Source organism: Erythrobacter sp., assembly GCF_023653175.1.
In the GTDB taxonomy this organism is placed as follows: Bacteria; Pseudomonadota; Alphaproteobacteria; order Sphingomonadales; family Sphingomonadaceae; genus Erythrobacter.
In genome coordinates this window covers 1-6,892 of the sequence record NZ_JAMNXL010000189.1, presented here as the reverse complement: position 1 = coordinate 6,892, position 6,892 = coordinate 1, and the positions used below count along the sequence as shown (strand labels likewise).

The 6,892-nt window shown below is 66.8% G+C and carries 10 protein-coding genes and 1 pseudogene; 6 read left to right on the top strand and 5 right to left on the bottom strand.

From position 1 onward, the window contains the following. Positions 1-448: hypothetical protein (locus tag NBV68_RS16335; RefSeq protein WP_296311786.1), on the top strand; the 448-nt coding region annotated here is incomplete at its 5' end. Positions 449-460: 12 nt separating this feature from the next. Here the strand turns inward: NBV68_RS16335 and NBV68_RS16330 are convergent. Continuing rightward, positions 461-733, bottom strand: a complete 273-nt coding sequence (locus NBV68_RS16330) for a YMGG-like glycine zipper-containing protein (protein ID WP_296311783.1) — start codon at positions 731-733, stop codon at positions 461-463. Positions 734-902: 169 nt separating this feature from the next. Here NBV68_RS16330 and NBV68_RS16325 point away from each other — a divergent pair, with 169 nt between their 5' ends. Then, complete coding sequence (locus NBV68_RS16325; RefSeq protein WP_296311781.1) at positions 903-1,304, top strand: hypothetical protein; 402 nt, start codon at positions 903-905, stop codon at positions 1,302-1,304. On the opposite strand, the gene NBV68_RS16320 is transcribed toward NBV68_RS16325, so the two are convergent. Genes NBV68_RS16320 through NBV68_RS16310 form a run of 3 tightly spaced genes read right to left on the bottom strand, consistent with a single transcriptional unit; the run spans position 1,301 to position 3,619 of the window. Continuing rightward, entirely contained in the window at positions 1,301-1,870 is a 570-nt protein-coding gene (locus NBV68_RS16320; protein WP_296311779.1) for a nucleotide exchange factor GrpE, read from the bottom strand. The two genes, NBV68_RS16325 and NBV68_RS16320, sit on opposite strands and share 4 nt — an antisense overlap. 17 nt (positions 1,871-1,887) lie before the next feature. Then, positions 1,888-2,931, bottom strand: coding sequence for a heat-inducible transcriptional repressor HrcA (gene hrcA, locus NBV68_RS16315; protein WP_296311776.1), 1,044 nt, complete (start codon positions 2,929-2,931; stop codon positions 1,888-1,890). Position 2,932: 1 nt separating this feature from the next. Beyond that, entirely contained in the window at positions 2,933-3,619 is a 687-nt protein-coding gene (locus NBV68_RS16310) for a hypothetical protein (protein WP_296311775.1), read from the bottom strand. A 48-nt stretch (positions 3,620-3,667) separates the two neighbouring features. Here NBV68_RS16310 and rph point away from each other — a divergent pair, with 48 nt between their 5' ends. Then, positions 3,668-4,381, top strand: a complete 714-nt coding sequence (gene rph, locus NBV68_RS16305; protein ID WP_296311773.1) for a ribonuclease PH — start codon at positions 3,668-3,670, stop codon at positions 4,379-4,381. Beyond that, on the top strand, positions 4,378-5,004 hold the full coding sequence (gene rdgB / locus NBV68_RS16300; protein WP_296311770.1) for an RdgB/HAM1 family non-canonical purine NTP pyrophosphatase: 627 nt from the start codon (positions 4,378-4,380) through the stop codon (positions 5,002-5,004). Before rph ends, rdgB begins: the two co-directional genes overlap by 4 nt. Positions 5,005-5,008: 4 nt before the next feature. Here rdgB and NBV68_RS16295 read toward each other — a convergent pair whose 3' ends face one another. Further along, the gene (locus NBV68_RS16295; protein ID WP_296311767.1) at positions 5,009-5,563 is read right to left on the bottom strand and encodes a CAP domain-containing protein; all 555 of its coding nucleotides are present in this window, start codon (positions 5,561-5,563) and stop codon (positions 5,009-5,011) included. Positions 5,564-5,652: 89 nt separating this feature from the next. Between NBV68_RS16295 and hemW the strand changes: the two genes are divergently transcribed. Both hemW and NBV68_RS16285 read left to right on the top strand, forming a co-directional pair. Further along, the gene (hemW, locus tag NBV68_RS16290) at positions 5,653-6,792 is read left to right on the top strand and encodes a radical SAM family heme chaperone HemW (RefSeq protein WP_296311789.1); all 1,140 of its coding nucleotides are present in this window, start codon (positions 5,653-5,655) and stop codon (positions 6,790-6,792) included. Then, positions 6,789-6,892: pseudogene (locus NBV68_RS16285) on the top strand (recombinase XerC); the annotation flags it as partial. The gene hemW and the pseudogene NBV68_RS16285, both read left to right, overlap by 4 nt.

The window sequence follows — 6,892 nt, the reverse complement described above, 5'->3', positions numbered from 1 at the left end:
CTTTTCGATCGGCCTGCTGACCCCGCTGCTGGCGCTGTTCGTGATCCTCGATCTGCTGTCGTTCTGGATCTTCGCTTGGATCGTGCAGGAGCATGTCGCCGCAGACCGCTTCACGGTGCTCGGCGTGCTGGTGTTCTCGAGCGCCTATTTCCTCGCCAGCAGGCTGGTTTTTCCGAGCGATCCCGAGAATTTCACCGATCTCGACACGCACTACTTCCGCGTGCGCCGCGTGGTGTTCGCGATGCTGCTGGTGATGGTGGCGGTGCAGTGGGCGTTCCTGCTATCGGTCCCGGGCCTCGGGGACAGGCTGATCTCGCCGCTGAGCATCGGCCTGACCGGCGTTCTGGTCGCGCTGATGGGGGCGGCGATGGTGCTGAAGGGCAAGCGCGCCAGTATCGCCGTGCTTGCCCTCCTGATCGCGCGCTACCTCGTGATCTACCTGCAATAGCGCGCGGACTGCTCAGTTCGGGCAGCGCACCGAGTATTCGCGCCCGTCACGGTCGACACGGTAGCAATCGCCATTGTCGCGCTTCTTGATGAGCGTGCCGCCGACGCCGCCCGCCGCCGCGCCGATCGCCGCGCCGGTGCCGATGTCGCCGCCGGTAACGGCGCCAACCGCCGCGCCGGCAGCCGCTCCGACACCTGCGCCTTCGACAGCGTAATTATCGGCGCAGGCACCGAGCGAGAGCGCGGCGGCAGCGCCGAGAAGGGTTGAGGAAAGACGATAGGTCATGATTGTCTCCGAAACATTGGGTTGATGCGCAGTGCTATCGCTAGGACCGCGCCCATGTTCCGCAGCCTGCCGCGCCCAGCGGTGATCGCAGCGCGAGGCGTGCCGCGCGTGCGGCAACCGAAGTTTCAGACTGTCGTGCTATGCCGTCTGATGGAAGGAGCCAGTGCCCATGGAGCGATTTGCCCGCATCATCACCTTCGACAGCCCCCATTTCCTGCGCCACGAACGCGACGAGGAGCTCGCCAATGCCGAAGAGATGTTCAGCTTCGCCCTCGCCAGCCATATCGGCGAGGCGCTGGCCGAGCGCGGCACCACCGTCACCGCCTACATCGCCGAGGACTGGGGCTGGTATTGCGAGGTGCGCCTCCCCGGAACGGCAATTGCCTATGGCGTGGTGGGCGGGCCGGACGGCGACGCGTTCCTGATCCAGTTCATCCCTGACAAGCCCTTGGTGCGGAAGCTCTTCCGCAAAATCGACGTGTCGGAGCCGCTCGCGCGGTTGCAGGACGACGTCTTCGCCATCCTGCAATCCGCACCCGCGAGCAGCCCGCCAGTGTGGAGCGAGGGCTAGTCCGGCGCCTTCGCCACCGCCACCATTGCGGCGCGCAGAAGGCGGTCCTTGATCATCCAGCCAGCCTGCATTTCCGACACGATCGTGCCGGGTTCGTGATCGGTCGAGGGCACCTCGATCATCGCCTGATGCTGGTTGGGGTCGAGCGGCAGGCCAACGGCTGCGATGCGGGTGATGCCGTTGCCGGCAAAGACCTTCTCGAGCTCGCGCTGGGTCGCCTCGAGGCCGATGACGAGGCCCTTCATGCTCTCGTCCTCGCGCAAGGACTGGGGGATCGCCTCGATTGCGCGCGACAGATTGTCGGCGACGCTCAGGATATCGCGGGCAAAGCCGGTCGCGGCATAGGCGCGCGCTTCGTCCTTCTCGCGCTCAAGGCGGCGGCGCACGTTCTGGGTTTCCGCCTGCGCGTAGAGCACTTCCTGCTTGGCCGCTTCGAGGTCGCGGCGCAGCGATTCGAGCGCTTCGGCGAGCGGTGCGGCATCCTCGCCGTCCTCGCGCAGGTGTTCGGGCACACCCTTCAATTCGTCTTCCACCGCCTGATCCAGCGGCTTGTCGTTCTCGGTCATGTCGTATGGCTTTCCATTCAAGCGATCAGCTTGCCCAGCGATCGGGCGGTGAGGTCCACCATGGGGACAACCCGCGCATAATTCAACCGCGTGGGGCCGATCACACCGAGCACGCCGACCACCCGGCCCTCGCGATCGCGATAGGGCGAGGCGATGACGCTTGAGCCCGAAAGGGCGAACAGGCGGTTCTCGCTGCCGATGAAGATGCGGGTGGCATCCGCCTCGCGCGCCGAATCGAGCAGCTGGGCGACAGACTGCTTGTTCTCGAGATCCTCGAGCAGCATCCGCACCCGCTCGATGTCACCGAGCGCCGCCTCGTCGAGCAGGTTCGCCGCGCCGCGCACGATCAGCACGGGGCGCGCGGCGGCATCCTCGCTCCAGACGGCAAGGCCCCGCTCGACCAGATCGCGCGAGGCATCGTCCAGTTGGGATTTGCCGGTGCTGATCTCTGAGCGCATCGCCAGCGCCGCCTCGGCGAGCGTGCGCCCGGCAAGCCGCGCGGTGACGTAATTGGATGCTCGGTCGAGCGATCCGGCGCTGAGCGCGCCGCCAATGTTAAGGACGCGGTTTTCCACGCCACCGTCCTCGCCCACCAGAATGGCAAGCGCCCTGCCCTGCCCGAGGTCGACAAGGCTGAACTGGGCAAGCCGCTGTTCGCGCGGCGCAACCAGCACCATCCCGGCCGCGCCCGACAGATCGGAGAGGATCGCCGATGCCTGCTTCAGCGCCGCCTCGAGCGGGCCGGCCTCGGCCAGCCGCGACTCGATCGCCGCCTGTTCCTGCGCGGTCGGCTCGGCGATGCGCATCATCCCGTCGACGAAGATCCTGAGGCCCGCATCGGTCGGCATCCGCCCTGCGCTGGTATGCGGCGCGGCGAGCAGTCCGGCGGTCTCGAGGTCCGCCAGCACCGAGCGGATCGAGGCGGGCGAGAGGTTCAGCGTCCCGTCTGCCGCCAGCGTCTTGGAGCCGACCGGCTGCCCGCTGGCGATATACTCCTCCACCACGCGCTGGAATATATCGCGCGCGCGCTGGGTCAGTTCGGTGACGGGGAGCGAGGTCATCTCAGGAGCCCTTCCTCTGCGCGCCGAAGGTATCCCCCTCGAAACCCGCTGCCTCCAACCCCTTGCGATGCGCCTCGTGGAAAGCGGTCAGTGCCCGTGAATAGGCGATGGATGAGCAGGACGAATTGTACATGACAGCTTGATTGGCGCGCTGGCGCAGATTGAATTGAACGCCGACCGATCCGCCGTCAAAAATCTCTCCCGTGCACCGCATAACCGGCGCAGTCAGGTAGGTTTCGGGGTTAGAAAGGTCTGCGCCCTCCGGAAGTTGATCGGGAAAGCGGTTGTAACGCGTAAACCGGGACAGGCTGCCCAGCAGTTCTTTGGCAAGGGCCGGGTTGTGTCCGCGTGCGACCTCGCGCGTCTTCATCCCCACCTCGTCAATCGGTTCGAGCACCGCGATGGTGCCGCCTGAATCGATTTTGACCTGGATGGAAGGTTCGAAGTTCCAGCCGTCGGTAAACCCTATGGTGATGGAAGTGAGGTCGGGATCGGGCGCAACGACTTGCCAGGGGTCACAGGCGGCGTCGCTGTCGATGAGGTGCGCATAACCCTCGCCCAGCAATTCCCAATGAAAGCTGCCATCGGGGGCACGCGAACATTCATCCGTGCCAGCAGCATATGCGACGGACGCCCCGCCAATCGCCACCAGTTCAATTGCTCCCAGAATGAATTTGGCTTTGCTCACTTTCCGCATGGTAGCTAGGGCCGGGGCTCATTCCAAGTGGAGACGAGAATGCGCCCTTCAGGACGCGCGCCCGATGAAATGCGCGCCATCACGATTCAGACAGGCTTCACCAAGCACGCCGAGGGCTCCTGCCTGATCGGCTTCGGCGACACCAAGGTGCTGTGCACCGCGAGTATCGAAAAGGGCGTGCCGCCATGGATGCGGGGCAAGGGCGAAGGCTGGGTGACGGGCGAGTACTCGATGCTCCCGCGCGCCACCCACACGCGAGGCCAGCGCGAGGCGGCCAAGGGCAAGCAGTCAGGACGCACGCAGGAAATCCAGCGACTTATCGGCCGCAGCTTGCGCGCCGTGGTCGACCTGCAAAAACTCGGCGAGCGGCAGATCACCCTCGATTGCGACGTGATCCAGGCCGATGGCGGCACGCGGACTGCGGCGATCTCGGGCGCGTGGATCGCGCTGCGCATCGCCATCAACGGGCTGATGGCATCGGGTGATATCAAGCATGACCCGATCACCGCGCAGGTCGCGGGGATTTCGTGCGGCATCTTCAAGGGCACCCCGGTGCTCGACCTCGATTACGACGAGGACTCGAACGCCGAGGCCGATGGCAATTTCGTGCTCCTGTCGGGCGGCAAGATCGCCGAAGTGCAGGCGACTGCCGAGGGCGCGACCTATGACGAGGAAGCCCTGCTGCGCCTCCTGCGCCTCGCCCGCATCGGCTGCGACCGGATCTTTGCCGCGCAATTGGACGCGGTGAAGTGACACGCCGCCTCGGCTCGGGCTCCCTGGTGATCGCCACGCATAATGCCGGCAAGCTCAAAGAGATTTCAGCGCTGCTCGATCCCTACGGCGTGCGCTGCATCTCTGCCGGATCGCTCGGCTTGCCCGAGCCGGCCGAGACCGGCGTCACCTTCGCGCAAAATGCGCTGATCAAGGCGCGCGCGGCGGCGGAGGCTTCGGGCCTTGCGGCACTTGCCGACGACAGCGGGCTCAGCGTTGCGGCGCTGGGTGGCCGCCCGGGCGTCTACACCGCCGACTGGGCCGAGCGGCAGTGGTTCGAGGGCGCTCCCGGGCGCGACTGGTACATGGCGATGGGCAAGGTCGAGGGCATGCTGGTCGAGAAGGGCGCTGACGTCGACCGCTACGCTGCCTTCCACTGCGTGCTCGCCCTTGCCTGGCCAGATGGCGAACACGCGATCTACGAAGGCCGGTGCGACGGCGCGCTGACCTGGCCGCCGCGCGGGACCCTCGGCTTCGGCTATGATCCGGTGTTCGTGCCGACCGGCTCTGCGCAAACCTTTGCCGAAATCTCGCCCGAGGCAAAACACGCTGTCAGCCACCGCGCGGACGCTTTTGCGAAACTCGTCGCCGAGCAATTCGGATAAGCGCTCAGCGGCGCGTCAGGTGCCGCCCCGGGTCGAGCCGGTAGCCCATCACGTTGCCGGCAGGCCAGTAACGGCACACCAGCACCTCGTGCTTGGCGTTGAGCGCGGTGGCGCAGCCCACTTCCTGCGTCTCGGGCCAGATGATCTGGGTGTAGTGGCCGACATCGCTCCAGCGTCCGGTGCGCGAGACATCGGGGAAGACGCCGGGGCGAAAGGCGGCGCGTTCGGCGATGAAACCGTCGATCATCTGCCACGGGGCATAGCGTTCGCGTGTGCCCATCCACAGGTTCTCGCCCTGCCCCTGCCGCATGAGGTCGGGTGAATGGTGGAAGGCGCGGCGCGATGCGAGATCCTCGGCCCAGTCGCGGGCGTCGCGCATCAGGCCATGGTTCCAGCGCAGTGGCGGCAGGCCGACAGCGGCGCGCGCCGCGTTGTGTTCGGAGAGCCATTCCTGCTCGGCCGGGAACAGCGGGCGCTGGTCATTGCCGCGATCTTGCGGCAGGGCAGGCGCGGCTGCCATAAGCAGCATTGCGCCGAGCATGCGGGCAAGCAAGGTCATGAACGGAAGCTCCGCATGATATTGGTCTATGCGGCAACGGTTAAGCGAGGCTGAAAATTCCACCCCCAACCTCCCCTGGCCCCCGCGCGCTGTACATTCACTGGCCGTTCTGCGCGAAGAAGTGCCCCTATTGCGACTTCAACTCGCATGTGCGGGGCGACGTGGACGTGGCGGCGTGGCAGGCTGCGCTGATCGCCGACATGAGGGCTGAGGCGTTGGTGGCCCCAGGCGAGCCTCTGACCTCGATCTTCTTCGGCGGCGGAACGCCCTCGCTGATGCCCCCTGCCCTTGTCGCCGCGCTGCTGGCCGAAGCGGAGCGCCTGTGGGGCTTTGCGCAAGACATCGAGATCACGCTCGAGGCCAATCCCTCCTCGGTCGAGGCGGCCAATTTTGCCGCGCTGGCCGGCGCCGGGATCAACCGCGTGTCGCTCGGGGTGCAGTCGCTGGACGATGCCGAATTGCGCTTCCTCGGCCGGCTTCACGGTGCCGAGGAGGCATTGTGCGCGCTCGACACCGCGCAGGCCCATTTCAGGCGGGTGAGCTTCGACATGATCTACGCCCTGCCCGGCCACAGGCCGCAGATGTGGGAGCAGCGCCTGACCCGCGCGCTCGGGTTCGGCACCGGGCACATGTCGCTCTACCAGCTGACCATCGAGCCGGGCACGCGCTTTGCCAGCGACGTGCGGCGCGGGCGTCTGGTGCCGTTGGATGATGATGCGGCGGCAGAGTTGTTCGACATCACGCAGGCGCTGACGGGTGCGGCCGGACTGCCCGCCTACGAGACCAGCAATCACGCGCGCCCCGGCGAAGAGAGCAGCCACAATCTCGCCTACTGGCGCTATCAGGATTACGCTGGGATTGGCCCCGGCGCACACGGGCGGCGCGGCGGCGTGGCGACGGTGCGGCACAAGAAGCCGGAGAATTTCCTCGGCGCGGTCGCGCGGCAAGGCGACGGGATCGCCGAAGCTCGCACGCTCGCCGTCAGCGAACAGGCGGCCGAAGCGCTGCTGATGGGGCTGCGCCTTGTCGAAGGGGTCGACCTCGCCGCGCTTTCGGCGCGCTTCGGTCTTGCGCGGGCGGGACTGATCGACGAGGGGGCCCTCGCACGGCTCGCAGGGTTAGGGCTGATGTGGGCCTCAGGCACACGGATCGGCGTTGGGCCGGAGGGGCGCGGGGTGCTCGACGCGCTCCTCGCCGAGGTGGTCGCCGACACGCTGGTGACGGCGTGAGCGCGGCCGAGGTTCTCGAGGCGTGGCGCGCGCATCTTGCCGACAATCGCCGCCGCTCGCCCCATACCGTGCGCGCCTATGTCGCGGCGGCTGCGCGGCT

Bases quoted from the DNA above. Each gene is read 5' to 3' on its own strand.
- NBV68_RS16325 (WP_296311781.1), top strand. From the start codon at position 903: ATGGAGCGATTTGCCCGCATCATCACCTTCGACAGCCCCCATTTCCTG.
- NBV68_RS16295 (WP_296311767.1), bottom strand. From the start codon at position 5,563: ATGACCTTGCTTGCCCGCATGCTCGGCGCAATGCTGCTTATGGCAGCC.
- NBV68_RS16320 (WP_296311779.1), bottom strand. From the start codon at position 1,870: ATGACCGAGAACGACAAGCCGCTGGATCAGGCGGTGGAAGACGAATTG.
- rph (WP_296311773.1), top strand. From the start codon at position 3,668: ATGCGCCCTTCAGGACGCGCGCCCGATGAAATGCGCGCCATCACGATT.
- NBV68_RS16330 (WP_296311783.1), bottom strand. From the start codon at position 733: ATGACCTATCGTCTTTCCTCAACCCTTCTCGGCGCTGCCGCCGCGCTC.
- hrcA (WP_296311776.1), bottom strand. From the start codon at position 2,931: ATGACCTCGCTCCCCGTCACCGAACTGACCCAGCGCGCGCGCGATATA.